General features: G+C 63.9%; 24 protein-coding genes. 16 read left to right on the forward strand and 8 right to left on the reverse strand.

Translation table 11 applies throughout. The features are described from left to right. Both clpA and ACEQXE_RS06320 read right to left on the reverse strand, forming a co-directional pair. A partial coding sequence (clpA, locus tag ACEQXE_RS06315) for an ATP-dependent Clp protease ATP-binding subunit ClpA (RefSeq protein WP_370178093.1) occupies window positions 1–2,219 on the reverse strand: 2,219 nt, incomplete at its 3' end. A 138-nt stretch (window positions 2,220–2,357) separates the two neighbouring features. Next, window positions 2,358–2,564: a DUF1192 domain-containing protein gene (locus ACEQXE_RS06320; RefSeq protein ID WP_370178094.1), complete on the reverse strand. Its 207-nt coding sequence runs from the start codon at window positions 2,562–2,564 to the stop codon at window positions 2,358–2,360. Window positions 2,565–2,672: 108 nt separating this feature from the next. Between ACEQXE_RS06320 and ACEQXE_RS06325 the strand changes: the two genes are divergently transcribed. From ACEQXE_RS06325 to ACEQXE_RS06345, 5 genes are all read left to right on the forward strand, one after another. After that, entirely contained in the window at window positions 2,673–3,686 is a 1,014-nt protein-coding gene (locus ACEQXE_RS06325) for an NAD(P)H-quinone oxidoreductase (RefSeq protein WP_370178095.1), read from the forward strand. Window positions 3,687–3,852: 166 nt separating this feature from the next. Next, window positions 3,853–4,788, forward strand: coding sequence for a UDP-2,3-diacylglucosamine diphosphatase (locus ACEQXE_RS06330; RefSeq protein WP_370178096.1), 936 nt, complete (start codon window positions 3,853–3,855; stop codon window positions 4,786–4,788). Then, window positions 4,788–5,861: a glycosyltransferase family 4 protein gene (locus ACEQXE_RS06335; protein WP_370178097.1), complete on the forward strand. Its 1,074-nt coding sequence runs from the start codon at window positions 4,788–4,790 to the stop codon at window positions 5,859–5,861. The genes ACEQXE_RS06330 and ACEQXE_RS06335 overlap by 1 nt, the downstream gene beginning before the upstream one ends. Window positions 5,862–5,997: 136 nt before the next feature. Further along, window positions 5,998–6,756: a cell cycle transcriptional regulator TrcR gene (locus ACEQXE_RS06340; RefSeq protein WP_370178098.1), complete on the forward strand. Its 759-nt coding sequence runs from the start codon at window positions 5,998–6,000 to the stop codon at window positions 6,754–6,756. Between the two features lie 63 nt (window positions 6,757–6,819). After that, entirely contained in the window at window positions 6,820–8,487 is a 1,668-nt protein-coding gene (locus tag ACEQXE_RS06345; protein WP_370178099.1) for a long-chain fatty acid--CoA ligase, read from the forward strand. A gap of 82 nt (window positions 8,488–8,569) precedes the next feature. Here ACEQXE_RS06345 and ACEQXE_RS06350 read toward each other — a convergent pair whose 3' ends face one another. Both ACEQXE_RS06350 and ACEQXE_RS06355 read right to left on the reverse strand, forming a co-directional pair. Beyond that, complete coding sequence (locus tag ACEQXE_RS06350) at window positions 8,570–9,085, reverse strand: polymer-forming cytoskeletal protein (protein WP_370178100.1); 516 nt, start codon at window positions 9,083–9,085, stop codon at window positions 8,570–8,572. Further along, window positions 9,078–10,226, reverse strand: a complete 1,149-nt coding sequence (locus ACEQXE_RS06355) for a peptidoglycan DD-metalloendopeptidase family protein (RefSeq protein ID WP_370178101.1) — start codon at window positions 10,224–10,226, stop codon at window positions 9,078–9,080. Before ACEQXE_RS06355 ends, ACEQXE_RS06350 begins: the two co-directional genes overlap by 8 nt. 247 nt (window positions 10,227–10,473) lie before the next feature. Between ACEQXE_RS06355 and ACEQXE_RS06360 the strand changes: the two genes are divergently transcribed. The 9 genes from ACEQXE_RS06360 (at window position 10,474) to wecB (ending at window position 17,707) form a co-directional block, all read left to right on the forward strand. Next, entirely contained in the window at window positions 10,474–11,181 is a 708-nt protein-coding gene (locus ACEQXE_RS06360) for a nicotinate-nucleotide adenylyltransferase (protein WP_370178125.1), read from the forward strand. Between the two features lie 111 nt (window positions 11,182–11,292). Continuing rightward, window positions 11,293–11,655 (forward strand): ribosome silencing factor, encoded by a 363-nt coding sequence (gene rsfS / locus ACEQXE_RS06365; protein WP_370178102.1) that lies wholly within the window; start codon window positions 11,293–11,295, stop codon window positions 11,653–11,655. 46 nt (window positions 11,656–11,701) lie between these two features. Continuing rightward, window positions 11,702–12,124 carry a 23S rRNA (pseudouridine(1915)-N(3))-methyltransferase RlmH gene (locus ACEQXE_RS06370; protein ID WP_370178103.1) on the forward strand — a complete coding sequence of 141 codons (423 nt, stop codon included), beginning with the start codon at window positions 11,702–11,704 and terminating at the stop codon, window positions 12,122–12,124. Between the two features lie 6 nt (window positions 12,125–12,130). Then, window positions 12,131–13,387 (forward strand): murein hydrolase activator EnvC, encoded by a 1,257-nt coding sequence (locus ACEQXE_RS06375; protein WP_370178104.1) that lies wholly within the window; start codon window positions 12,131–12,133, stop codon window positions 13,385–13,387. A gap of 116 nt (window positions 13,388–13,503) precedes the next feature. Continuing rightward, window positions 13,504–14,841, forward strand: coding sequence for a S41 family peptidase (locus ACEQXE_RS06380; RefSeq protein WP_370178105.1), 1,338 nt, complete (start codon window positions 13,504–13,506; stop codon window positions 14,839–14,841). Between the two features lie 16 nt (window positions 14,842–14,857). Next, window positions 14,858–15,337 carry a disulfide bond formation protein B gene (locus ACEQXE_RS06385; protein ID WP_370178106.1) on the forward strand — a complete coding sequence of 160 codons (480 nt, stop codon included), beginning with the start codon at window positions 14,858–14,860 and terminating at the stop codon, window positions 15,335–15,337. Continuing rightward, entirely contained in the window at window positions 15,334–15,852 is a 519-nt protein-coding gene (locus ACEQXE_RS06390) for a demethoxyubiquinone hydroxylase family protein (protein WP_370178107.1), read from the forward strand. Before ACEQXE_RS06385 ends, ACEQXE_RS06390 begins: the two co-directional genes overlap by 4 nt. 106 nt (window positions 15,853–15,958) lie before the next feature. After that, entirely contained in the window at window positions 15,959–16,534 is a 576-nt protein-coding gene (locus tag ACEQXE_RS06395; protein WP_370178108.1) for a hypothetical protein, read from the forward strand. A gap of 33 nt (window positions 16,535–16,567) precedes the next feature. Next, window positions 16,568–17,707 carry a non-hydrolyzing UDP-N-acetylglucosamine 2-epimerase gene (gene wecB / locus ACEQXE_RS06400; RefSeq protein WP_370178109.1) on the forward strand — a complete coding sequence of 380 codons (1,140 nt, stop codon included), beginning with the start codon at window positions 16,568–16,570 and terminating at the stop codon, window positions 17,705–17,707. Between the two features lie 131 nt (window positions 17,708–17,838). Here wecB and ACEQXE_RS06405 read toward each other — a convergent pair whose 3' ends face one another. Next, complete coding sequence (locus ACEQXE_RS06405; protein ID WP_370178110.1) at window positions 17,839–18,840, reverse strand: SDR family NAD(P)-dependent oxidoreductase; 1,002 nt, start codon at window positions 18,838–18,840, stop codon at window positions 17,839–17,841. 106 nt (window positions 18,841–18,946) lie between these two features. Between ACEQXE_RS06405 and wecC the strand changes: the two genes are divergently transcribed. After that, entirely contained in the window at window positions 18,947–20,209 is a 1,263-nt protein-coding gene (gene wecC, locus ACEQXE_RS06410; protein WP_370178111.1) for a UDP-N-acetyl-D-mannosamine dehydrogenase, read from the forward strand. A 69-nt stretch (window positions 20,210–20,278) separates the two neighbouring features. Then, window positions 20,279–20,719 (forward strand): hypothetical protein, encoded by a 441-nt coding sequence (locus ACEQXE_RS06415; protein WP_370178112.1) that lies wholly within the window; start codon window positions 20,279–20,281, stop codon window positions 20,717–20,719. A 39-nt stretch (window positions 20,720–20,758) separates the two neighbouring features. Here the strand turns inward: ACEQXE_RS06415 and ACEQXE_RS06420 are convergent, their stop codons facing one another. From ACEQXE_RS06420 to ACEQXE_RS06430, 3 genes are all read right to left on the reverse strand, one after another. Further along, a complete protein-coding gene (locus tag ACEQXE_RS06420) occupies window positions 20,759–22,003 on the reverse strand; it encodes a hypothetical protein (protein ID WP_370178113.1) in 1,245 nt (414 codons plus the stop codon). After that, window positions 22,003–24,180 (reverse strand): GumC family protein, encoded by a 2,178-nt coding sequence (locus tag ACEQXE_RS06425; RefSeq protein WP_372524230.1) that lies wholly within the window; start codon window positions 24,178–24,180, stop codon window positions 22,003–22,005. The genes ACEQXE_RS06420 and ACEQXE_RS06425 overlap by 1 nt, the downstream gene beginning before the upstream one ends. A gap of 72 nt (window positions 24,181–24,252) precedes the next feature. Continuing rightward, complete coding sequence (locus tag ACEQXE_RS06430) at window positions 24,253–24,972, reverse strand: polysaccharide biosynthesis/export family protein (RefSeq protein WP_370178115.1); 720 nt, start codon at window positions 24,970–24,972, stop codon at window positions 24,253–24,255. Window positions 24,973–24,995: the final 23 nt, after the last annotated feature.

Consider the following 24,995-nt stretch of genomic DNA (forward strand, 5'->3'; position numbering starts at 1 on the left):
TTGACTTCGCCACCATCGGCCAGCTTGCCAAACAGCAGTTCCTCGGCCAGCGGCTGCTTGATCTTCTCCTGGATCAGGCGGCCCATCGGGCGCGCGCCGTAGAGCCGGTCGTAGCCCTTGTCGCCGAGCCACTTCTTGGCCGCGTCGTCGAACTGGATATCGACATTCTGTTCGGCCAGCTGGAGTTCGAGCTGGATGATGAACTTGTCGACCACGCGGGCGATGGTGTCCTTGCCGAGGTAACCGAACGGCACGATCGCATCGAGGCGGTTGCGAAATTCCGGCGTGAACATCTGCTTCACCGCCTCCTCGCTCGCATCCTCGCGGCTGACATCGCCAAAGCCGATGCCCGCGCGCGCCATGTCCGCCGCGCCTGCGTTCGTGGTCATGATGAGAACCACGTTGCGGAAATCGACCGTCTTGCCGTGATGGTCGGTCAGGCGCCCGTTATCCATCACCTGCAGCAGGATGTTGAACAGGTCCGGGTGCGCCTTCTCGATCTCGTCGAGCAGCAGCACGCAATGCGGGTTCTGGTCGACCGCATCGGTCAGCAGCCCGCCCTGGTCGTAGCCGACATAGCCCGGAGGCGCGCCGATCAGCCGCGAAACGCTGTGGCGTTCCATATACTCCGACATGTCGAAGCGCTTGAGCTCAATCCCCATGATGGAGGCGAGCTGGCGGGCGACTTCGGTCTTGCCGACGCCGGTCGGGCCGGAGAACAGGAAGCTGCCGATGGGCTTGTCCGGATCCCGCAGGCCTGCTCGGCTGAGCTTCATGGCGGTGGAGAGCTTTTTAACCGCCGGGTCCTGCCCGAAGACAACCTGCTTCAGGTCGCGTTCGAGATTTTCGAGCGCAGCCTTGTCGTCCTTGCTCACAGACTTGGGCGGGATGCGCGCCATCGTCGCGATCACCGCTTCGATCTCGCGCGCGGTGATCTTCTTCTTGCGGCGGCTGGGCGGCACCAGCATCTGCATCGCGCCGACCTCGTCCACCACGTCGATCGCCTTGTCGGGCAGCTTGCGGTCGTTGATGTAGCGCGCGCTCAGCTCGACCGCGGTTTTCAGAGCATCGGCGGTGTAGGTCACCTTGTGGTGCTGCTCGAACGCGGACTTGAGGCCCTTCAGGATCTTGACCGTATCCTCGATCGTCGGCTCGTTCACGTCGATCTTCTGGAACCGGCGCAGCAGCGCGCGATCCTTCTCGAAGTGGTTGCGGAATTCCTTGTAGGTGGTCGAACCGATGCAGCGGATCGTGCCGCCCGAAAGCGCGGGCTTGAGCAGGTTGGACGCATCCATCGCCCCGCCGCTGGTCGCGCCCGCGCCGATCACCGTGTGGATCTCGTCGATGACCAAAATCGCGTGCGGCATTTTTTCGAGTTCGGAAACGACCTGTTTGAGCCGCTCCTCGAAGTCGCCGCGATAGCGCGTACCGGCCAGCAGAGCGCCCATGTCGAGCGAGTAGATCACCGCTTCGCTCAGCACTTCGGGCACGTCGCCTTCGATGATCTTGCGCGCGAGGCCTTCCGCAATCGCGGTCTTCCCGACGCCGGGATCGCCGACATAGAGCGGATTGTTCTTGGACCGGCGGCACAGGATCTGGACCGTGCGGTCCACTTCGGGGCCACGCCCGATCAGCGGGTCGATCTTGCCGCTGTCTGCCTTGGCGTTGAGGTTGACGGTGAACTGGTCGAGCGCGGTTTCCTTCTTGTTCTTGCTCTCTTCCTTTTCCTCGACCGCGTCGTCTTCGCTGCCGCGCGGGGAACGCGGCTCGACCGCCTGCCCGCCCTTGCCGATGCCGTGGCTGATGAAGCTGACCGCATCGAGCCGGCTCATGTCCTGCTGCTGCAGGAAGTAGACCGCGTAGGAATCGCGTTCGGAAAACAGCGCGACCAGCACATTGGCGCCGGTCACCGTATCCTTGCCGGAAGACTGGACGTGCAGGATCGCGCGCTGGACCACGCGCTGGAAGCCGGCGGTCGGCTGCGGTTCTCCGGCCTCGTCCGCCTTCAATGACTGGTATTCCTGGTCGAGGTAGGTGCGCACCACATCGGCCAGCTCGCCAAGGTCCACCCCGCATGCGCCCATCACTTCGGCGGCATCGTCGTCGCCGATCAGCGCGAGCAGCAGGTGTTCGAGCGTCGCATATTCGTGGCGGCGCTCGCGCGCACCGTCGAGTGCGGCGTGGAGGGTCTTTTCGAGATTCTGCGCGAAACTAGGCATAAGTATCCTGCAGGTTGGGGCAGCGGGAAATCGGGCTGCACAATGTCACCGAAAGATTGCGCAAAAGGGTTAGCGCGCGGTGAACGACATGCATCGAATATGGTTGGGCGGCCCCTTCATGTGAAGGGCGCCCCCGATTCATTGCTCGCTTTTCTTGGCGAACAGCGCTTCGGCAGCGCTGCGTTGCTGCGAATATCGCGAGCGGTGTTGTTCGACCCGCGCGATTTCGAGCTGGAGGAGCCGGATGCGCTCGTCGAGCTCGAATTGGGACAGGCGCGAAAGGTCCTCGGCGGCCAGCAGGCTGGCTGCATCGCCGGTCTGGCGAGGGCCCTCGGGTTCTTCCATTACGCGCGCTCTTCCATCAGGTCGCCACTCTTCCCCGCGCACCGCTTGCTGTCAATGCGCCGCGCAGCTAGGTGCGCATTTCGCGGTCGCAGCGAGGGGGGATTTGGAATGCCAGCCGTGCCCAAGACCATGCGGGCCATCGGATTCGACCAGCCCGGCGGTGCCGACGTGCTTTCCTTGCGCGATAACGTGGCTGTGCCGCAACCGGGCGAGGGCGAAGTCCTCCTCAAGGTCGCCTATGCCGGGGTCAACCGCCCCGACTGCATTCAGCGCGCCGGGCTCTATCCGCCGCCCCCGGGCGCTTCGCCGATCCTCGGGCTGGAAGCTTCGGGAGAGATCGTGGCGGTGGGCGAAGGCGTGGATGCAGCCCGGCTGGGCGAGCATGTCTGCGCGCTGACGCCAGGCGGGGCCTACGCCGAGTATTGCGTCGTTCCTGAGGGGCATGTCCTGCCCGTGCCCGACGCGCTCACGATGGCCGAGGCAGCGGCGCTCCCCGAAACGCTGTTCACCGTGTGGCACAACGTTTTCCAGCGCGGGATGGCGCGCGATGGCGAGACGCTGCTGGTTCACGGCGGGACGTCCGGGATCGGCACGATGGCGATCATGCTGGGCAAGGCCTTCGGCATGACCGTGATCATCACCGCCGGCAGCGAGGAAAAGTGCGATGCCGCCCGCCGCATCGGGGCGGACCACGCGATCGATTACAAGACGACCGATTTCGTCGAAGCCGTGGGCCTGATTACCGGCGGCAAAGGCGTCGATCTGGTGCTGGACATGGTGTCGGGCGATTATGTCGCGCGCAATCTCAAGTGCCTCAAACCCGATGGGCGGCACGTGACTATCGCCGTGCTCGGAGGGATGAAGGCGGACATCAACATGGCGCTGGTCATCTCGAAACGGCTGGTACTGACCGGTTCCACGCTGCGGCCCCGCTCGGACGCGTTCAAGACCGCGCTACGCGACGAGATTTACCGCGAGGCGTGGCCGTTGGTGGAGGACGGCAGCATCCGCCCGGTGATGGACCGGATCTTCGCGCTGGGCGATGCGGGCGAGGCCCATGCCCGGATGGAAGCGGGCGATCACATTGGCAAGATCATGCTGGCGGTCGACGAAGATCTGTAAGCTGAACAGCAAGCATGGCGTGCTCAACACTGTGGAAAGACACGGTATTGTCACGGTATTGTGAGTCGCTTGTAACATTGGCGGTCTAGCAGCCCCCGAATATGTCGCGGGAAAGCACATTTTCTTCGCGCATGCTTGGACGAGGCAACAAGGGCTGCCACTCGCTATGCTCGACCAGAACTTATCGCCGGACCTTCCTGCCAATCTCGCGAAGCTGGGGGCCGGCCTGGACAATGTCGCCACCTTCCCGCCGGTAGAGCCCTCCGTGCCTGAGCCGGAGGAGGGCAAGCGTCGCCGCTACCGCACGATCTGGATCAGCGATGTCCACCTGGGCACCAAGGGCTGCAATGCGGAAATGCTGATCGACTTCCTCGACAGCACCGACAGCGAAACGATGTACCTTGTCGGCGACATCATCGACGGCTGGCGGCTGAAGAAGAAGTTCTACTGGCCCGCCTCGCACAACGACATCGTGTGGCGGATCCTGAAGCGCGCGAAGCGCGGCACCCGGATCGTCTATATCCCCGGCAACCATGACGAAGTGGTGCGCCCGTTTTGCGGCATGAATTTCGGCGATGTCGAAATCCGCCGCGCCGCTTTTCACGACACGGCCGACGGGCGGCGCTTGATGGTGCTGCATGGCGACGAGTTCGACACCGTGATGCTTACGCACAGGTGGCTCGCATTCGTCGGCGACACCGCCTATCACCTGATGATGTCGCTGAACGAGTGGGTCAACAAGGCCCGCAAGGCGTTGGGGATGCCCTATTGGTCGCTGTCGAAAGCGGCCAAGCACAAGGTGAAGAATGCGGTCGAGTTCATCTCGAAATATGAGGAAATTGTCGCCCGGGCCGCTGGTGAGCGCGGTGTCGACGGGGTCGTATGCGGCCATATCCACACCGCCGAACACCGCATCTTCCAGCATGACGGGCGCGATATCGAATACTGGAACGATGGCGACTGGGTCGAAGGGTGCAATGCGCTGGTCGAGCATTTCGACGGGCGCATGGAAATCCTCCACTGGCCCGACGAGATCGCGAAGCGCACCGACCACGCGGAAGAGCCCGCGCGTGACGAAAGCGACGCGCGCGCGGTCGCCTGATGCTGCTGCAAGAACTCGGCGGGGTGGCTGACTTGGTCGGTGCGCCACCCAAATCGATCGCGATCGTCAGCGATGCGTGGCATCCGCAGATGAACGGCGTGGTCCGCACGTTGACCACCACCTGCGATATCCTGCGCGACAGCGGCCACCGGGTCGATGTGATCACGCCCGACCAGTATCCTTCCGTCCCCTGTCCGACCTATCCGGAAATCCGGCTCGCGCTGACCATGCCAGGATCGGTCGGTCGCAAGCTGGCCAGGCTACAACCCGATGCGGTGCATATCGCTACCGAAGGCCCGCTGGGCTTGTCGGCACGGCGATACTGCCTGTCGAAGGACGTGCCTTTCACGACTGCCTATCACACGCAGTTCCCGGATTACGTCTCGCGCCGCACCTACCTGCCGCCCGACGCGTTCTGGCCCTATATCCGCTGGTTCCACCGCCCCGCGCAGCGCGTGATGGTGGCGACCGAGAGCATTCGTGAGGAACTGCGCGAGCAGGGGCTGACAAGGCTGCACCACTGGGGCCGCGGCGTGGACCTGAAGGTGTTCCGTGCCGATGTCGGTTCCTGCCCCGATTATGAAGGGCTGGAGCGCCCGATCCAGCTCTATGTCGGTCGCGTCGCGGTCGAGAAGAATATCGAGGCTTTCCTCAAGACCGACCGGCCCGGCACGAAAGTGATCGTGGGCGACGGGCCTGCGCTTTCCGAACTGAAGGCGCGCTATCCCGATGCCGTGTTCCTCGGCAAGCGTGGCGGAGACGATCTCGCCCGCTGCTACGCCGATGCCGATGTGTTCGTCTTCCCGAGCAAGACCGACACGTTCGGTCTCGTCATGATCGAGGCGCTGGCCTGCGGCACCCCGGTGGCGGCCTATCCCGTGCCCGGCCCGCGCGACATCCTGACCGAGGAAGCGGGCGCGATGGATGACGATCTCGACACCGCGATCGCGCAGGCACTGACGAGAGACAGGCAGGCCTGCGCCCGGTTCGGCGCACAGTTCAGCTGGCATGCGGCGACCCTGCAGTTCCTCGCCGGGCTGGAGGAGTTCGACGGCGAGACGCTGACTCCCTGAGGCGCCGTCACTCTCCCTTGCCCTGACGCCTCGCCGCGCCTACAATGCATGCCAAGCGGCCGCTCCTGTACGGGGCGGCCCTTTCATTTTCCGGCCCAGCGCACTGCGAGGGCGAACGTTTTCAGGAATACCGATCATGGCCGACCAACCCACCCCGCTGATGCCCCACGCGACCGCCACCTGGCTGGTCGACAATACCGGGCTCAGCTTCGAGCAGATTGCCGAGTTCTGCGGGCTGCACATCCTCGAAGTGCAGGCGATGGCGGACGATCTGGCGGGCTCCAAATATACCGGGCGCGATCCGGTCTATGCCGGCGAGCTGACGCAGGCGGAAATCGAAAAGGGTCAGGCCGACAGCACCTATCGCCTCGTCATGCAGAAGGCGCCGGCGGAAGTCACCCGGACCAAGGGCCCGCGCTACACGCCGGTGTCCAAGCGTCAGGACAAGCCCGATGGTATCGCGTGGATCCTGCGCAACCACCCCGAGGTCTCCGATGCGCAGATTTCCAAGCTGATTGGCACGACGCGCAACACGATCGGCGCGGTGCGCGAACGCAGCCACTGGAACATCCAGAACATCCAGCCCAAGGATCCGGTGACCCTGGGCCTGTGTTCGCAGCGCGAGCTCGACGCCGTGGTCAAGGCGGCCGCGAAGAAGGCGGGCCTCGAGAACGCATCTGCCGATCCGGCAGTCGAAGCAAGCGACAAGGCCAAGCTGATCGAGGAACTGCGGCGCGAGCGCGACGAGAGTGAAAAGGCCGCTGCCGAAGCCGCGCAGGAAGCCGAAGCGGCCGCTTGGCTCGAATCGAAGCGCGCCAGCGAAGAAGAGCAGCTGGCCGAAGCCTCGGCCGATCTTGGCGTGGAAACGGACAGCGCGCCCGACAGCCAGGACTAGAATTTTCAGCCCGCTTCCAAGCAAATGCTTGCGAGGCGGGCGCTCCCCCTGCATCATGCTTACATGGATGTAAGCAAGCTGCCGTATCGCCACCCGCGCGGGTGGGACGCCGAAATCGAGACGACCACCATGCCCGCGCTGTTCGGCCGGGCGGTGGACGCGCATCCCGATCGCACACTGATCGAATTCATGGGTCGCAAGCTCAGCTATCAGGCGATGCATGCCGAGGCGCGGCGGTTTGCGGCTGGATTGCAGGAGGCCGGGATCGGGCGCGGGGACCGGGTCGGCCTGTTCCTGCCCAATGTACCGATCTATCTCTCGGCCTATTACGGCGCGATGATGGCCGGGGCGACCGTGGTCAATTTCTCGCCGCTCTATTCGGTCGATGAACTGTCTCACCAGGTCGAGGATTCGGGCACGCGGCTGCTGGTAACGGTCGACGCGAAGGCCCTGTTCGACACGGCCGCCGAGGTGCTCGAGAAATCCTCGCTCCAGACGCTGGTCGTCGGCGAGCTCGCTGCGATGCTGCCTGCATTGAAGAGCCTTGGCCTCAAACTGTTCAAACGCAGCGCCATCGCCAGCCCTGCCTATGGCGAATCGGTGGTCGCATGGAGCGACATGTTGCCGCGCGCGGAGCCGCGGCGGCTCGATATCGCACCCGAGGAGATTGCGCTGCTGCAATATACGGGCGGCACGACCGGGCGGCCCAAGGGTGCGATGCTCAGCCATGCGAACCTTGCCGCCAACGCGCAGCAGGTGAATGCGATCGACCCATTCGACCGCAGCGATCCCGATATCATCATGGGCGCGCTGCCGCTGTTCCATGTCTTCGCCAATACCTGCGTGCTCAACCGCAGCATCGTGCGCGGAGCGACCATCGCGATGGTCCCCCGATTCGATGCAGGCGACGTGCTGGCGACGCTCAAGCGGGCACGCTGCACCGGGTTCCCCGGTGTGCCGACCATGTTCCAGGCGCTGCTCGATCATCCCAAGGTCGCCAGCGCGGATTTTTCGCATCTCAAGATCTGCATTTCCGGTGGCGCGCCGCTGGCCGATCCTCTGCGCGAGAAATGGGAGAAGGTCTCCGGCGTGCGGCTGGTGGAAGGCTATGGCCTGACCGAAAGTTCGGGCGTGGTCTCGACCAACCCCTACCTTGCCGAGCGCAAGCCGGGCAGCATCGGGCAGGTCGTGCCGCAGACACGCCTGCTGCTGCTCGACAAGGAAAACGCTTCCAAACTCGCAGCGGAAGGGGAGCCGGGCGAACTCGCGATCCACGGGCCGCAGATCATGCAGGGTTACTGGAACCTGCCCGACGCAGACGCGAAGGTCTTCATCGAGCACCATGGACGCAAGTGGCTACGCACCGGCGATGTCGCGACGATCGGCGAGGATGGCTTCGTCGAGATCGTGGACCGCATCAAGGACATGATCGCGGTGGGCGGCTTCAAGGTGTTCCCCAGCCAGGTCGAGGATGTGCTGCGGGAAAACCCCGCCATCCGCGACGTCCTCGTGATCGGGGTGCCCGACGACTACAAGGGCGAGGTACCGCGCGCCTACGCGACGCTCGACCCGGACGCCAAGGCACCGAGCGCTGCGGCTTTGCGCGACTGGCTGAATGCCCGGGTCGGCAAGCACGAGCGCGTCGACGAGGTCGTCATCCGCAAGGAATTGCCCGTGACGATGGTGGGCAAGCTCGACCGCAAGGCCCTGCGGCAGGAAGTGCTGGGCTAGAACCGCCTCCTGCGCACGCCGGACAAATGAAGGGGCGCGCCGCTAGCCTGCGACGCGCCCCTAAAGTCCTCCCGTCCGAGGATCAGTAGTAGTTTGAGCTGCTGGCGCTTGCGTTCGCGCTCTCGCGTTCGCTCGCAGCATCATTCCCGGCCGACATCGGCGCAATGCCGAGATCGGACGCGCTCGACGAAGTCGACGTGGAGGTCGAATCGGAGGAGGAGGAGGCCTGCGAGGTCGAACTGCTGCTCGATTTGGCGGGCGCGCCTGCCTCACGCGGAGCGAAGCGGCCCTGCACGGCGGCGCCCTGTTCCACGGTCAGCGCTTCGTAATGCACATCGCCATTTATCGTGGCGCTGCGCAGGATGACCAGTTCGCGGGCATGGATCGCACCGTCGACGCGGCCGGCGAGGCGTGCGCTTTCGGCCTTCACTTCGCCAGTGATCTGGCTGCCGTCGCCCTGGACGAGCGAAGCGCAATCAATGTCGCCTTCGACGGTGCCGTCGATGTGCAACTCGGTCTTGGCCGTGATGTTGCCGGTGATGGAGACATCCGCGCCAAGTACGGAGAAACTGCCCGAGGATGAACTGTTCTTAGACACCGGCGCGGCCTTCGGCGTTGCGGGCCGTGCGGGTGGGCTGGGGGCCGGGGTTTCGGCGGGCTTTTTTGAGAACATCGGGGGCTAACTCCAAGAATGTGCGCGGATTGACTGCTGTGCCGTTCACTCGAACCTCGAAATGCAAGTGCGGGCCGGTCGATCGACCCGTGCTGCCGATTGCACCGATAATTTCGCCCGCTTCAACCCGGTCTCCGACCTTCGCCTCAAAACGCGACATGTGGGCGTAGCGGGTTAACAGGCCCTGCCCGTGGCTGATTTCGACCACGTTACCATAGCCGCCTTTCCGACCCACGAATGTCACGGTTCCCCGCGCTGTGGCATAAATCGGGGCGCCCAGCGGGCCCTTGAAGTCGAGCCCGCGATGCATCGCAGCGCGACCGGTGAAGGGGTCCCTGCGGTAGCCGTAGGACGAATTGGCCGCCGGGGTATCGGTCGGCTGGAATTGGGGAACGCCGTTCAGCACGTCCTCAAGCGTCGCCATGCGCGAAAGGCTCAGGCCGAGCCGCTCGAACCGTGGGTCAATCGCACTGTCATCGGCGAAAAAGCTTTCGAAGGGGCCGCCCCTTGCTTCACGCTCCGCACTCGCGAGGATTTCCTTGGGGTTGAGGCCCAGCTTGCGCAGCGCCCACACCGCCTGGTTGGAGCGTTGGTCGGCATAACGGGTCAGCCCTTCCACGAAGGCCAGCTGCCGCGCTTCGATCCGGGCGAGCTCGGCCGCCTCGGGAATCGCTGCGGAAACCTTTTCGACCATATCCTCGGTTTCATGCGAACTGTCGGTGACGGTGCTTTCCTGGATCGTGTCCGCGGGAACGACCTTGACCATCTCTTCGAGGAATTCCTGCCGCTTCTGCAGGTCCTTGGTCACCGCGCCCATATTGTCGCGATAGGCATTCAGCCGTTCCTCGGACGTCGCGACATCGGCTTCACGCTCAAGCAGGGAAACCCGCTCCACGCTGGAGCGCCACTGCAGGAAGCTCATCACGCCCATGCTCGAGACAACTGCCAAAGCCACGATAATGGCTAGCGCCACCGTGCCCTTCTGCAGGCGCGAGCTGATCTTGATGAAGCGCACCTGCCCGTGCGAACGCATGAAAAACTCGCGCTCAGGGAACCAGAGTTCCATGCGCTGCGCCCACGTCACGCGCTGTTCCGTGTTATGTCCCAATGCAACCCCTAACCGTTAATTCCGGTTTCCGAGTCGGGGGCTATCAAGCGGAGGGGGAGCGGTCGAATCGAGTCAGCGGCCGTTCAGACGAGTCGAAGGGTTAAAGCGGTGAACTGTGGAAAATTCGTAAGGTCACGACGATATTCGGGAACTGACTGGATTTACGAGGGTTTCACGCAGCTTGGCCGAGTCGCATTCCGCTTTTATGGTTAACGCCCAAAGTCAAACCTACGCAACTGCCCCTAGGCGCGGACCTCGCGTCGGGTTGCTGGGTGGCAGCTTCAACCCCGCCCATGGCGGGCACCGCCGGGTTTCGCTGTTCGCGCTTGAAGCGCTGGGGCTGGATGAGGTCTGGTGGCTCGTTTCTCCCGGAAATCCGCTGAAACCAAAGGAGGGAATGGCGCCGCTGCCCGCCCGCTATGCGTCGGCAGTGGACCAGGCCCGCCGCGCGCCGATCCGGGTCACTGCGATCGAGCGCGAGCTGGGTACCCGCTACACGGTCGATACGATTGCGGCGCTGCAACGGCGCTATCCCAAGCGCGATTTCGTGTGGCTGATGGGATCTGACAATCTGGTTACATTCCACAAGTGGAAGGCCTGGCGGCGTATTGCCAATGCGCTGCCGATTGCGGTGATCGCGAGACCGGGGTATGAGATGGCGACCGTCGCAAGCCCCGCGGCGGCCATGCTGCGGCGCTTTTCTCTGGATGCGGCGCAGTTCAGGAAGAGGGGCACATGGAGCGCGCCGATCCTGGTGACCTTGCGTTTTGATCCCGATGCCCGGTCTGCCACCGCGATTCGCGCTGGCACGCCCGACTGGGCTTCGCGCTACGGCGACGCTCCTCTCCGCGATCAGGTAACCCACCGGCCCATTCCCAGTAGTGGCGCCGAGACGGAGCCGGGCAGCGCATGACTCGCAAATGCTCCCGGCCATTCCCACCTTACTGGAATGACAGGAGTATCGACCTCGCCCATGACACATGCGCAAGCGACCATTTCGTCCATTGCCAAGAAGGCCACGCCCATGACTGAGGACCGCTCGGACGCGCTGCACGCCCTCGTGATGCAGCAGCTCGACGACGATCAGGCGCAGGATATCGTCACCATCGATCTGGAAGGCAAATCGAGCATGGCAGACCACATGGTGGTCGCCTCTGGCCGCTCGACCCGGCAGGTCGCCTCGATCGCCCAGAAGCTCGCCGAAAAGATCAAGCAGGACGGGTATGGCCCGATCCGGCTCGAAGGTCTGCCTGCGGCAGACTGGGTGGTGATCGACGCAGGCGACGTGGTGGTGCACCTGTTCCGCCCCGAAGTGCGCAGCTTCTATAATATCGAGCGCATGTGGTCGTTTGGCGAAGACGGGAAGCTTGCTGCCGGTACGGCCTAATTTGGCCTCCCCTGTCGGTAGTACGTAACGAACGGCGGGAAACCCCATGCTTCTCCACATCATCGCGCGCGGCAAGATCGGGCGTTCGCCCGAAGCCGAGCTGGTCGACCGCTACTTCACGCGGATCACTTGGGACACCAAGCTGACCGAACTGCCCGAGACGGGCGGCCGCATCCCGCAGCCCAAGGAGCCCTTTCGGACAATTGTGCTCGATGAAAAGGGCCGCGACCTTCCATCCGGAAAGCTGGCCGAAATCCTGGGCGACTGGCGCGATGGCGGCATGCGCGAAACGCGCTTCCTGATCGGCGCGGCGGACGGCCACAGCGATGAAGACCGCGCCGGTGCAGACCTCGTGCTGGGTTTCGGCAAGGCGACTTGGCCGCACCTGCTGGTGCGAGCGATGCTGGCCGAGCAGATCTATCGCGCAACAAGCATTCTTGCAGGCCATCCCTATCATCGGGCAGGATAGACGGTGATGCTCCGCCACTTCGCACATCCCAAACGCCTCACCCTTGTTGCCGTGCCGCTGGCGGTGCTGGTCGCGGTTGCGGTCACTCCGCAGGTGCGCGGGCAGCAGGGCGCCGGTGCATTCGAAAGCTCTGATGAGGTGCGGGCGGCGATTGCCCGTGCGGAGCGTGCCTCCAAACGCGCAGACAGGCGTGCGCAGTCGCTCGAACGCGCTGCGGGACAGGCCGAGCAGGAGGCGGAAAAGATCGCCAGCCAGTCTGCCGCTCTCGCCGCGCGCATCCAGGAAACCGAGGCCGAGATTGCGGTGGGCAAGGGGCAGCTGCAGCTGATTGCCCGCCAGCAGCGCGCGCTCGATGCGCGACTGGGCGAACGGCGCGAGCCGCTGATCCGCTTGACCGGCGCCTTGCAGAATTTCTCGCGCCGGCCGCTGGTGCTCTCCGTCTTCCGCCCCGGCTCGATCCGTGAGAGCATGTATCTGCGCGCCGTGCTCGAAACCACGATACCGCAAGTGCGCGGTCGAACGGCAGCATTGCGCGCCGAAATCGACAAGAGCCGAGCGCTACGCGCCGAGGCAGAGGGCGTGTTGAGAAAGCTGGCCGAGGAAGAAGACCGCCTGAGCCTTCGTCGCACGCAGCTGGCAGCGATTGAAACGCGCAAGCGGCTTGCCGCGCGCCGCCGGGGTGGCGAGGCCGACCGGCAAGAGGAACGTGCGCTGGCCTATGCAGAGCAGGCCCGCGATCTCGATGGGCTAGTCGACCGGATCGATGCTGCGGGCGCCCTGCGCGATGAGCTTGCTGAGCTGCCCGGGCCGATCCTGCGCCCGACGCGTCCCTCGCAAGCGCGCGCCAGCGGCACGACCACACGGATCCCCCCCAGTACCAGTCGCACGGTGCGCTCACCGTCAGGACTACGCCTTCCGGTGGACGGGCGCACCTTGCGCGGTTTCGGATCGGTCGACAGCAAGGGCGCACGTTCCGAAGGCCTGCTGATCCGGGCTGGTGCAGGTGCGCAAGTGGTGACCCCCGCACCGGGGCGCGTGGCATTTTCAGGCCCCTTCCGCGGTTACGACCGGATCGTGATTATCGAGCATCCCAATGGCTGGACCAGCCTGATTACCGGGCTCGCCCGGTCCGACGTGAACGTGGGCGACACCCTGGCCGAAGGGGCGCCACTGGGCGTAGCGCCGCCCGATGGAGGGGCGATTGGGTTCGAACTGCGGCTGGGTGGGCGGTCCGCCAACCCGCTCGACCATCTGTCGCGGTAACGCACCTGTCCGAATAAGGTCCCACGCTGAAACGAAATGCGCGTGCAGGCGCTGCCATCTGGCATTAACCTTTCATGCGCGATAAATGGGGCGAAATGTCCGGAAGGCCTTTGAATATGAAATTGCCCGTCGTCGCCCGTTCGCTCGCGCTGGTTTCCGCGCTGGCCATGGTCCCCATCGCCACCGCCGGGATGGCGCAGGTCGACAGCCGGGTGGCTCCCGAATTCGCCAAACTGTTCGCGACCTACCAACGGGTGAAGGCGAGCTATGTCGATCCCGTCGATGACGAGAAGCTGATCCGCGGCGCGATCGACGGCATGCTTGCCAGCCTCGATCCGCATTCCGCCTATCTCGACGGCAGCGACCTGGAACGGCTCGAAACGTTGATCGACGGCAATTATTCAGGGCTCGGCCTGTCGGTCGTGATGGAAGACGGCGCGGTCAAGGTGGTCAGCCCGTTCCGTGGTAGCCCGGCGGAAAAGGCCGGGATCAAGGCGGGTGACTTCATCACGCACCTTAACGGCAAGCTGATCTATGGCGGAGACCTGGACGAGGCCGTGGCGCAGATGCGCGGGCCTGCGGGCACCTCCATCAACCTCACGATTTTCCGCCCCGGTGCCGAAGACCCGATCGAAACCAGCGTGACGCGCGGTGTGATCGAGCTGGAGCCGGTAACGCACGAGATTGCCGATGGCGGCATCGGGATCATCACGGTCAACGAATTTTCGCGCGATGTCGGGGCGGACGTGCTTGCCGCGTGGACGCAGATCAAGAAGGACACCGGGGGCCGGGTCAACGGACTCGTGCTCGACCTGCGGACCAATCCGGGCGGATCGCTCGACGAGGCAGTCGCGCTGTCCGACCTGTTCCTCGACTCCGGCCGGATCGTTTCGCAGCGCGGACGCGCACAGGGCGAATCGATGACCTACAACGCGGAAACGATGTTCCGCGGCCAGATTGCGCCGGAAGTTCCGCTGATCGTGCTGATCGACGCGGGCTCTGCCTCGGCCAGCGAGATCGTGGCCGGCGCATTGCAGGATCACCGCCGCGCGCTGATCATGGGCGAACGCAGCTTCGGCAAGGGCAGCGTCCAGTCGCTCGTCCCGCTGGGCAACGACGCCGCGCTCAAGCTGACTACGGCGCGCTATTACACGCCCTCGGGCCACTCGGTGCAGGAAGGCGGGATCAAGCCCGATATCCGCGTGCCCCAGATTTCCGACCCCGACCTGGAACGGCGGATGAAATACCAGCTGCGCGAGAGCGACCTGCGCGGTCACCTGATCAACGAGGCTGGCCTGAAGGACGACGATCTGGAGCGTGACCTGAAAGCCGATCCCCGGTTCTCGCAAACTTCGGAACAGTTGAAGGAGCAGGGGATCGAGGATTTCCAGCTCGACTACGCGATCAAGACACTGCGCCGCACCACCGCGAGTTCGGTCGCGCTGATCAAGTAAGCGGACGGCGACCGGCATGATCGATACGCCCTATGCGCGCACTGCACGTTGGATCGTGCTGATTGTCCCGGCGCTTTTGCTGGGCGGCGCCTATGTGGGCCAGTACGCCTATGGCCTCTACCCGTGCGAGATGTGCTGGTGGCAACGCTACCCCCATTTCATAGCGCTGGGGCTGGCGCTGCTGGCGTTTATCGCTCCTCCGCAAAGGCTGTGGGTGGCTCTGGCTGCGCTCTCAATTATCGCCTCGGGCCTGATCGGTGGTTTTCACGCGGGCGTCGAATATGGCTGGTGGGAAGGCGTGACCAAGTGCGCAATGATCCCGTCCTCGGGCGGCGGGAGCGCAATGGATGCCATCCTCAACACGCCGCTGATCCGGTGCGATGCGGCACCATGGAGCTTCCTGGGCGTTTCGCTGGCAGGCTATAACTTTATCATCTCGGTGGCGGCGGGCGCAGCCACGCTCGCGCTGCTGGCAAGGAAATGGATCGCGTCATGAGCAACGACATTCATCGCATGATCCGGGTCGACCAAGCGGGCGAGTTCGGCGCGACGCGCATCTATGCGGGGCAGCTCGCGGTGATGGGCGACCGGGCGCCGAATTCGGGCGAGATCGCCGCGATGGCGCGGCAGGAAGACGAACACCACGCGGCATTCAACGCACTGATTGCGGAGCGGGGCGTGCGCCCGACCGCATTGCACCCCTTCTGGAATGTTGCCGGATACGCGCTAGGCGCGGCGACCGCACTGATCGGCCCCAAGGCCGCGATGGCGTGCACGGCTGCGGTCGAGACCGAGATCGACGATCACTATTCGAAACAGCTCGACGCGCTGAAAGACGCCGACGAAGAGCCCGAATTGCAGGGCATGATCGAGAAATTCCGCGAGGAAGAGCGCGAACATCACGATGCCGCCATCGCTGCCGGGGCCGAAGAAGCACCCGCCTATCCATTGCTCTCCGCCGCGATCAGGCTGGGCTGCCGCGCAGCAATCCGGCTGAGCGAGCGCATCTAGGAACGGGGAACCATGGCCCGTCCGCAACCGCTTCAGTCATGGTTCAGCCGTAGAATTCGTTTATGATCGTACGATATCGCTCATTCCCAAGTCTCAGGGGCACGCTATGAAAACCCAAGCAATTGCCAGTCTCGCCGCCATGCTCGCGCTCGGTGCAGGTACGCCCGCGCTCGCGCAGGATGCAGGCGGCGACAAGGTCAACATGGTCATCGCTTATGGCGACGATGAAGTTGCGCCATGCCCCGAAGACACGATCTGCGTCGTCGCGCGCCTCGACGAGGAAGAACGCTACCGGATCCCGAAGGCGCTGCGTTACAGCGACGATCCGGCCAACACCTCGTGGGTGCAGCGGGTCGAGAGCTTCGAATTCGTCGGTAAGTTCGGCGCAATGAGCTGCTCGCCCACCGGCGTAGATGGCTTCACCGGCTGCACGCAGAAGATGATCGATGCCGCTTACGAAGCGCGCGAAAACGGTTCGACTGCCCGCTTCGGCCAGCTGATTGCCGAAGCGCGTGAAGAGCGCCTGTCCACCATCGACGCGGACGCCGCTGCCGAGCAGGAGCGGGTCGAACAGATCGAGCGCGAATATATGGAGCGCTTGGAACGCGAGCGTGAAGCGGAAGTCGCGTCCGAACCACTGCCCACGCCTGAAAGCAGTGCCGAGATTGGCGGCGACGACTAGGCTTCGCGCCGATCAATGCGTAAGGGCCGTTTTATGGCCCGCACGCAGAAAGTCGCCTCCCGGAAAGTGGCACTCGTCTTCGGCACCCGACCCGAAGCGATCAAGCTGTTCCCTCTGATCCACCTGCTGAAGGACGATCTCCGGTTCGATCCGGTGGTGATCGTCACCGGGCAGCATCGCGGGATGCTGGACCAGGTGCTCGATATCGCGGGCGTCACCCCGGACCACGATCTGGCGGTGATGCAGCCGGGGCAGACGCTCGACGCGCTCACCGCCCGCCTGCTGACAGGCATTGGCGAAGCGCTGGACGCATCTAAGCCAGACTGGGTGGTGGTACAGGGCGACACTGCCAGCGCCATGTGCGGCGCGCTGACCGCGTTCTACCGCAAGATCCCGATTTGCCATGTCGAGGCTGGCCTGCGTAGCGGCGACATTCATCATCCCTGGCCCGAAGAGGTCAACCGCAAGGTGATCGGCACGATGGCCGCGCTGCATTGCGCGCCCACGCAGACCTCTGCCGATGCCCTGCTGCGCGAGAATGTGCGTGAAGCCGACGTGCATGTTACAGGTAACACCGTGATCGATGCGCTGCACTGGGTGTTGGGCGCGATCGAGGAAAAGCCGAACCTTGCAGCGGACCTCCACGCCGCTGCCGAGCAGTTTGCGGGTAAGCGCATCATTGGCGTCACGTCGCATCGGCGCGAGAATTTCGGTGAGGGTATGCGGGCGATTGCGGAGGCCATCCGCCGGATTGCCGCGCGCGAGGATACGGCGGTGATCTTCCCCGTCCACCTCAACCCCAATGTGCGCGAGACGATGATGGCGGAGTTGGAGGGGCTCGATAACGTCGCACTGCTCGAACCGCTCGATTACCCCAATTTCGCCGCACTGATGCAGGCGAGCACGCTGATGCTGACCGATAGCGGCGGCGTGCAGGAAGAGGCGCCCGCGCTGGGCAAGCCCGTGCTGGTTATGCGCGAGACGACCGAGCGACCGGAGGGCATCGAAGCGGGCACTGCGAAGCTGGTCGGTACCGATCCCGATGCAATCGTGAGCGAAGTCACGCGGCTGCTGGATGATGAGACCGCCTATGCCGCGATGGCGCAGGCGCATAATCCCTTTGGCGATGGCGAGTCTTCGCAGCGGATTGCCGACCTGATGGCGGAAGGCTGATCGCGCTTACCTAACCGAACCACTTGCGCGCGCATCCGTTCGTCCTGAGCCTGTCGAAGGGCGAGTGCGCTCCCTCGTCCGCGCTTCGACAAGCTCAGCACGAACGGCGCTTGGGCATGCGGCCTCCGAACCTAGCTGATCCCGTGATAGGTCTTGAACCAGTCGACGAAGCGCGGGAAGCCTTCGTCGGCTGAGGTTTCTGGCTGGAAGCCGTGGTCGCGGGCAATTGCGTCGATATCGGCAAAGGTCTGCGGCACGTCGCCCTTCTGCATCGGCAGCATCTCGATCTGCGCCTTGCGGCCACACGCCTGCTCGATGATGCCGATGATCCGCATCAGCTCTTCGGGCTGGTTGTTGCCGATATTATAGACGCTGTGAGGAGCCACGCTCCCACCCGGTTTGGCAGTGCCATCATCCGCCGGAGCCTTGTCCAGGCAGGCAATCACGCCGCGCACAATGTCGTCGACAAAGGTGAAATCGCGCTTCATCCGGCCATTGTTGAACACCGGGATCGGCTCACCGTCGAGGATCTTAGAGGTGAAGATCCACGGCATCATGTCCGGGCGGCCCCACGGGCCGTAAACGGTAAAAAACCGCAGCCCTGTCTGTGGGAGACGATAGAGATGGGCGTAGCTTTCGCTCATCAACTCGTCGGCCTTCTTGGTCGCGGCGTAAAGCGAGTAGGGGTGGTCGACCCGGTCATCGACCGAGAAGGGCACTTTTTCGTTGCCGCCATAGACCGAGCTGGAGCTGGCGTAGACGAGGTGCTGCATCTCACGCTGGCGTGCAACCTCCAGCATGTTGAGATGCCCGTTGAGGTTCGAGTGCGCATAGGCGCGCGGATTTTCCAGCGAATAGCGTACGCCCGCCTGCGCGCCGAGATGCGCGATATGCGTGAAGCTTTCGCCCTCCAGCGCTCGCTCCAGCGCAGCATGGTCACCAAAATCGCATTCGATGAACCGGAAGGCATCGCCCGCGGCCTGCTGCACGCGCGCCAGGCGGTCGCGTTTCAGGCTGACCGGGTAGTAATCGTTCAGATTGTCGATCCCGATCACCCGGTCGCCGCGCAGTGCCAGCGCCTCGGCCAGGGCCGCGCCGATAAAACCCGCCGCTCCGGTAACCAGTATGTCCACGCAAGCCTCCTGCCTTGGCCACCGCCATAGCAGGCGCTGCGTTACCATAAATTTTACTCCGCCCGTGCAAAAGCGCTGTGAAGAATTGTCGCGACAGGGACACTGCATGACCAACGACAAGTGCACGGTGGCCGTGGTGGGCCTCGGCTATATCGGCCTGCCGACGGCCGCGATTATCGCGCGCAGCGGGTGCGAGGTGACCGGTGTCGACACGTCCGAAGCGGTCGTCGAGACGATCAATCGCGGCGATATCCATATCGAGGAAGTCGACCTGGACGGGCTGGTGCAAGCGGTCGTCGCGCGTGGCACGCTGCGCGCCAGCGTCGATATGCCTGAAGCCGATGTCTACGTGATTGCGGTGCCCACGCCCTTCGCCAAGGACGGCGAACATACGCCCGACACAGGCTACGTCATGGCTGCGGCGGATGCGATTGCGCCAAGGCTGAAATCCGGCGTGCTGGTGATCGTCGAATCGACGTGTCCGGTGGGGACGACCGATGCCGTGCGCGATCGGCTGGCGCAGAAACGCCCCGATCTTGCCATGCCGGGAATTGCGGAAGGCACGCCCGATATCGCGATTGCCTATTGTCCGGAACGCGTGTTGCCCGGCCGCATCCTTGAAGAGCTGGTCCATAACGACCGATCGGTCGGAGGGATCACGCCGCGCTGCGCGCGCAAGGCGCTCGCGTTCTACAAGCGTTTCGTGCGCGGCGAATGCGTAACCACCGATGCGCGATCGGCGGAGATGACCAAGCTGGTCGAAAACGCCTTTCGCGACGTGAACATCGCTTTTGCCAACGAGCTTTCGATGATCGCCGACAAGCAGGGGCTGGACGTGTGGGAGGTGATCCGCCTCGCCAACCGGCACCCGCGCGTGAACGTGCTGACACCCGGCCCCGGCGTGGGCGGACACTGCATTGCGGTCGACCCGTGGTTCATCGTCCATGGCGCGGCCGAGGAAGCGCGCGTGATCCGCACCGCGCGCGAAGTGAATGACGCGAAAATGCACCATGTGCTGGATCAGGCGACCGCGCTGATCGAGGCGAACCCAGATGTGCCGGTTGCGTGCATGGGCCTCGCCTTCAAGGCCAATATCGACGATTTCCGCGAGAGCCCAGCGCGCTTCATTGCCGCGCGGCTGGCGCGTAAGTTCGGCGAACGGATCAATATCGTGGAGCCCTATGCAAAGGAGCTGCCGATTGAATTCGGCGAGACCGGTGCGAACTTGATCGATATCGACACCGCGCTGGAGAGCTGTGGCATCCTGATCGTGCTGGTCGACCACGATCTATTTCGGTCGATCCCCGCCGACGAACGCAAGGATGCGCTGGTCTACGATACGCGCGGCATCTGGCCTGCTGCCCGCTGAGTTCTGTGGCGGCTGGACCGCTGCAAGCGACGCCGGTAAGGGAATGGCATCAAGCCCCTGCCGGACAAGATGATGTTCCCCTGCCGTTTTCTGCCGATTTTATTGCTCTCGACCATCGCCGTCGCTTGCTCCGATTCAAGCGAACCGACCGCCGAAGCGGCGGGTGCGCAGGCGAGCGAATCGAGCGATCCCCCCGGTGTTGCGCAGGCCCTGTCTTTGGCCGGCAAGTTCGACGATCAGGACATGTCTGCTTATGATCGTGCGATTGCCTGCGCTGCTGCCTTGCGCATAACGGCGCGCGCACTGGCCCCGATGACGTCTGGCGAAAATTCGCGCGAAGTCCGGCTGATCAACACGGCTTCGGACCAGTTTGCCAGCCGCGCCCGTAACCTCGACGAGGGCACGGGGCAGGACGTGGCGGTCGATATTGCTGCGAGGGCAGAAGAGAAGGCCGCGGATCGCACCGGACAGGCCCAGCTAGCGATAACCTGCGCCAACTCGCTCGACTAGGCGGGTATGGGCGGCGTCGCTGTCGACACTGGCAAAACCTCAGCTGGCCGAACGTTGCCGCAGATCGGGTGATGCGAGTGTCAACACAACATCGCCTGTCGTGGGGGCTGTCGTGGCCATCAGGATCAGTATCTGGAACGGGCAGCTGGCTGGGACAGTGAATCGCGGATCGAACACGAACTCCTCTGCAAGATCCTGCTTTTCGTCGAAGACGATCCGCTGGCTTCCCTGATTCACGCACACCAGCCGCAGCTGGACGGTGTCGTCCGGTGAGTAATCGTCCGACCGCATGGGTATCGAGATCGTGTAATCCCCTGCAGGAAGGGCGAAGAGCTTGCGCAGAATGTGTCCGGATCGCCCCGCTTCCATGCGTGTTTCGACCTCGAGCTGTCCGTCGGCACCGGCAACGAAGATCGAATCGATTTCACCCACCAGCACAGGCTGCCAGGTGAACGGAGCCAGCGCCTGATCGGTTGTTTCCTCGGTAAATTCGACCTTTCGCAGCATGGCCGGGTCGCCGCCGCCAACCGACTGGTAGAACCTGTAGGCCGTGTCCAGCTCGTTGCGGCCCACGAGCACGGAGAGCAGCTCTGGGACGCGGGTGGCGAACTGCGAACCTTCCGGAAATCCGCCGGCTTCCATCGCGAGTGCTGCGATCGACGCCGGGTCGGAACTGTTCGAAACGGCATGGCGGGTGAAGGCCTCCAGCCACGGCGTCGAAGCCTCCATATAGGGGAGGAAACGCTTGCGGATTGCCGGTTCGCGCATGGCTTCGGTGAGGATCGGGAGAAGCGTTGGACGCACCGATTCCTTCACTCGCATCGCTGCATCGTAATGCCGCAGGGCTTCGGCCACGTCGTTGCGTCGCACCGAATCCTCGATCAGGAACAGCTGAGTGCTCAGGTCCCGCCGCGACAGCCGGTCGGCCATGGCGACCTGCCGACCGATGACGTCGGGTTCGGAGTTGGCCAGACTCACCAGACCATAAAGCCCGAATGCATCGGCGTTGAGCGGGTTTTGCGCGATCGATCGGCGCGCCGCTGCCAGTGCGCGGGCTCCGCCATTGGCTTCCTCTCCCGTGCCGGCGACGACATCGGCCCTGGCCGCCCGCACGAGGGCGATCGGGTTGTCCGCATCGAAGCGGAGCGACAGGCCGGGCTGGAGCGTCTGGAACGCCATCGCCCCGGCCTGCATGGCAGAACTCCACGCAAGCAGAAGGGCCAAGACCAGCACGATTTGCCTGGGCCAGCGCACCGTTTGTTCAGGCTTGGCAGACCGGCTCATCAGGCGGGTTTTTCTTCGCGCCCGTAACTCAGGCCGTAGCCATAGCCGTAGCCATAACCATAGCCGTACTGCGAACTCTCCTTGCCGGAGAACTTGGTCATCACCGCGCCGAAGACATTCGTATTGCTGTCATGCAGGCGTTCGAGCGACATGTTGATCCCGCGGGTCGGCACGCCGCGTGCCTCGATGACATAGACCACGCCGTCGAGCGCGCGCGACAGCAGCGGCGCCTCGGCGAGGCCCAGCAACGGCGGTGCGTCCATCACGACATGATCGAACTGTTCGCGCAGCTTGGCCACCATTTCGCGCGTGCGATCCGTGCTCAGCAGTTCGGCAGCGCTGGGCGGGGTGCGACCGGCGCTCATCAGCCAGAGATTGGGCACATTGGTCTGCTGGACGAGCGGGCCCAGGTCTTCGTGCCCGGTCAGGTAGTCTGAGAAGCCCAGTTCGTTCGCCATGTCGAACAGGCCGTGGATCGAGGGAGAGCGCATGTCGGCATCGATCAGGACAACCTTCTTGCCTGTGCGCGCTATGACGCAGGCCAGCGCATAACTGGTCGTGCTCTTGCCCTCGGCAGGACGGCTGCTGGTGACCATGAACGAATGCGGCACGCCATGATTGGTCGACATGGCGAGGTTCGAGCGCACGGTAAGATAGGCTTCGGACAGTTCGGATTTCGGGTCCTGAATGATCTGCCCGATATCTTCCTCTTCCTCGTCGGTGGTCGGGATTGCGCCCAGCAGCGGAAGGCCGGTCAAGGCGGTGATATCGGACGGATCGCGGATACCCTCGTCGAGCTGCTCCAGCGTGAACACCGCAGCACCGGCCAGCGCGAACCCTGCAAACAGGGCGATGAGCATGTTCAGCGGCAGGTTGGGCGATGACGGGCCACCGGGCACCTGGGCCTCGTCGACAACCGAAATATTGCTGGCCGCCACGCTCGCCACACCGATCTCGCGATAGCGCTGCAGCACGCCCTCGTAGAGCTCGCGGTTGGTATCCACCTCGTTCTGGTAGATATTGTACTGGATACGGGCCCGTTCCTGATTGCGCAATTGCCCGGTCAGCGCATTGACCCGCGCCCTGAGCGTTTCCTCACGCTCCACTGCGGCACGATACTGGTCATTCGCGCTGCCGCGCACACGCGCTTCTTCGCGCGCGATCGACTGGTCGAGCGCGGCAATCTGCTCCTGCAACACGCGGGCTGCGGGGTATCCCGGCTCGAACTGGACCATCAGCTGCGCATATTGCGCCTGCAGTTCGGACCGCCTTGCCCGCAGGGTCGTGATAGCGGGATTGGTGACGGTATCGCCCCCTGCGCCGGTCCGCGCCTGCGATTCAAGCAGCACGCGCTGCGCCACCGCTTCGTTAAGCGCCTCGTTCATCGCACTGAGGTTTCTCGATGCAAGCGTAGGGCTGGCGACCGTCTTGCCATCCTGTTCCACCCGTTCGAGGACGACGATGTCGTTCTCGTTCGCGTAGGTCACCAGCTGGCGTTCGGAATCCTGCACGTCTTCCTGCAGTTCCAGCAGGCGCCGTTCGAGGAACTTGCGTGCATCGGCTGTCGATTCGTAGCGACGATCGATGCTTTCCGCGATGAACTGCTCGGACCATGCATTGGCGATCTGGGCGGAGATTGTCGGATTGCCGCTGGTGTAGCCAATGTCGACGAGCGCCGAGCGGACCACCGGGGAAATCGAGATATTGCCGAGCAGCAGGCCGACGGCAAGCTTCTCCCGGTTCTGCAGCTCTTCGCGAGAGGGCGCGCCACCATTGCTTGCCAGCAGGGGTGTGTTGTCAGGGTCCAGGCCATGTGCTGCGAAGAAGGCCAGGTTATTGGCAAGACGAAGCTCGCGTGCGACCCGTTCGGCCACCGCGCGGGTCCGCAACAGCTCGTATTGGGTCTCGTAGAATTCCTGATCGAAGGTCCGGTCGGATTTCTCGATCCCTTCGACATTGGTGATCTGCTGCTGTTGGCGGCTGATCTCGATCCGCGCGCTGGAGCTGTATTGCGGCGTGGCCATCAGCGTCAAAGCGAGGCCCGCGAGCAGCGCGAGCGCGACAATCCCGGCGACGACCCACTTCTGGCGGAGGAGGATCGCCCAGTATTCGCGGATCAGCGGCGTCTCGCTGGCCATCCGCGGGCGCTTCTCCGGCGATGGCGCCGGGTCGTCCATCAGGGTCCGGCCATCGTCCGAGGGAGAGGGAGCCGCATTATTCATTGCCGAAAGCTTAGCCTTGCCAACCGGTTACAGGGTCTGCTGCAACAAGATAGTGATGGGAGTGGCGATCAGCGCGGCCGCGCCAACCAGATTGTCGAAGAGACGCCGCGAGCGGCTTTCGCCGACCACCACGGTGTCATTGGGATAGATCGCCGGATCGGCATACATGCCGCGGCTGATTGCATGCAGATTGTAGAGCGTGGCCATCCGCCGCCCATTCACCGTGCGGAACACGACCACATCTTCGGAATCCGCGAATTCGGACAGGCCCCGCGCAGTCGCGATCGATTTCATCAGTGTGGATTTGCCCAGCACCGGGTAGACGCCCGGCTGGCCGACCTGGCCATAGACCACGACGGACCGCGATGCGGTATCCTGCAGACTGGTGGTGACATCGGGATCGCGAACGAACTGTCCGCGCAACCGGCTTTCGATCAGCGACGACACGTCCTTGGTTTCGAGCCCGGCGACATTCAACGTCCCCACCAGCGGAAATTCGATCTGGCCATTGGCATCCACCTTGACCGTGCGCTCGCTCAGTTCGGGGATGCCGAAAACGTCGATTGTCAGGGTGTCGAACGGGCCGATGCCGTAAGATATCGTCGCTCCGGTCACATCGGCCGTGGTCGGCGGGGGAAGGTCGCCCGCAACCACCTGCAAGCCGGGGGCCCCGCCGATCGGGTCGGGCGTGCTTGCGCAGCCGGCGAGGGCCAGTCCGGCCACCAAGATGAGCAAATGTATCCGCATAACTCGATCCCGTCTCATCCAAT

It is taken from the genome of Alteriqipengyuania sp. (genome assembly GCF_964222115.1).
Lineage (GTDB): Bacteria > Pseudomonadota > Alphaproteobacteria > Sphingomonadales > Sphingomonadaceae > Alteriqipengyuania.

What these genes read in the sequence shown, in the direction of transcription:
- wecB (WP_370178109.1), top strand. Translation starts at nt 16,568, where the DNA reads ATGGCCCGCACGCAGAAAGTCGCCTCCCGGAAAGTGGCACTCGTCTTC.
- ACEQXE_RS06355 (WP_370178101.1), bottom strand. Translation starts at nt 10,226, where the DNA reads ATGGAACTCTGGTTCCCTGAGCGCGAGTTTTTCATGCGTTCGCACGGG.
- ACEQXE_RS06380 (WP_370178105.1), top strand. Translation starts at nt 13,504, where the DNA reads ATGAAATTGCCCGTCGTCGCCCGTTCGCTCGCGCTGGTTTCCGCGCTG.
- ACEQXE_RS06385 (WP_370178106.1), top strand. Translation starts at nt 14,858, where the DNA reads ATGATCGATACGCCCTATGCGCGCACTGCACGTTGGATCGTGCTGATT.
- wecC (WP_370178111.1), top strand. Translation starts at nt 18,947, where the DNA reads ATGACCAACGACAAGTGCACGGTGGCCGTGGTGGGCCTCGGCTATATC.
- ACEQXE_RS06345 (WP_370178099.1), top strand. Translation starts at nt 6,820, where the DNA reads ATGGATGTAAGCAAGCTGCCGTATCGCCACCCGCGCGGGTGGGACGCC.
- ACEQXE_RS06430 (WP_370178115.1), bottom strand. Translation starts at nt 24,972, where the DNA reads ATGCGGATACATTTGCTCATCTTGGTGGCCGGACTGGCCCTCGCCGGC.
- ACEQXE_RS06360 (WP_370178125.1), top strand. Translation starts at nt 10,474, where the DNA reads ATGGTTAACGCCCAAAGTCAAACCTACGCAACTGCCCCTAGGCGCGGA.
- ACEQXE_RS06390 (WP_370178107.1), top strand. Translation starts at nt 15,334, where the DNA reads ATGAGCAACGACATTCATCGCATGATCCGGGTCGACCAAGCGGGCGAG.
- ACEQXE_RS06415 (WP_370178112.1), top strand. Translation starts at nt 20,279, where the DNA reads ATGATGTTCCCCTGCCGTTTTCTGCCGATTTTATTGCTCTCGACCATC.
- ACEQXE_RS06375 (WP_370178104.1), top strand. Translation starts at nt 12,131, where the DNA reads ATGCTCCGCCACTTCGCACATCCCAAACGCCTCACCCTTGTTGCCGTG.
- ACEQXE_RS06320 (WP_370178094.1), bottom strand. Translation starts at nt 2,564, where the DNA reads ATGGAAGAACCCGAGGGCCCTCGCCAGACCGGCGATGCAGCCAGCCTG.
- ACEQXE_RS06395 (WP_370178108.1), top strand. Translation starts at nt 15,959, where the DNA reads ATGAAAACCCAAGCAATTGCCAGTCTCGCCGCCATGCTCGCGCTCGGT.
- ACEQXE_RS06370 (WP_370178103.1), top strand. Translation starts at nt 11,702, where the DNA reads ATGCTTCTCCACATCATCGCGCGCGGCAAGATCGGGCGTTCGCCCGAA.
- ACEQXE_RS06330 (WP_370178096.1), top strand. Translation starts at nt 3,853, where the DNA reads ATGCTCGACCAGAACTTATCGCCGGACCTTCCTGCCAATCTCGCGAAG.
- ACEQXE_RS06425 (WP_372524230.1), bottom strand. Translation starts at nt 24,180, where the DNA reads ATGGACGACCCGGCGCCATCGCCGGAGAAGCGCCCGCGGATGGCCAGC.
- ACEQXE_RS06325 (WP_370178095.1), top strand. Translation starts at nt 2,673, where the DNA reads ATGCCAGCCGTGCCCAAGACCATGCGGGCCATCGGATTCGACCAGCCC.
- ACEQXE_RS06340 (WP_370178098.1), top strand. Translation starts at nt 5,998, where the DNA reads ATGGCCGACCAACCCACCCCGCTGATGCCCCACGCGACCGCCACCTGG.
- ACEQXE_RS06420 (WP_370178113.1), bottom strand. Translation starts at nt 22,003, where the DNA reads ATGAGCCGGTCTGCCAAGCCTGAACAAACGGTGCGCTGGCCCAGGCAA.
- rsfS (WP_370178102.1), top strand. Translation starts at nt 11,293, where the DNA reads ATGACTGAGGACCGCTCGGACGCGCTGCACGCCCTCGTGATGCAGCAG.
- ACEQXE_RS06335 (WP_370178097.1), top strand. Translation starts at nt 4,788, where the DNA reads ATGCTGCTGCAAGAACTCGGCGGGGTGGCTGACTTGGTCGGTGCGCCA.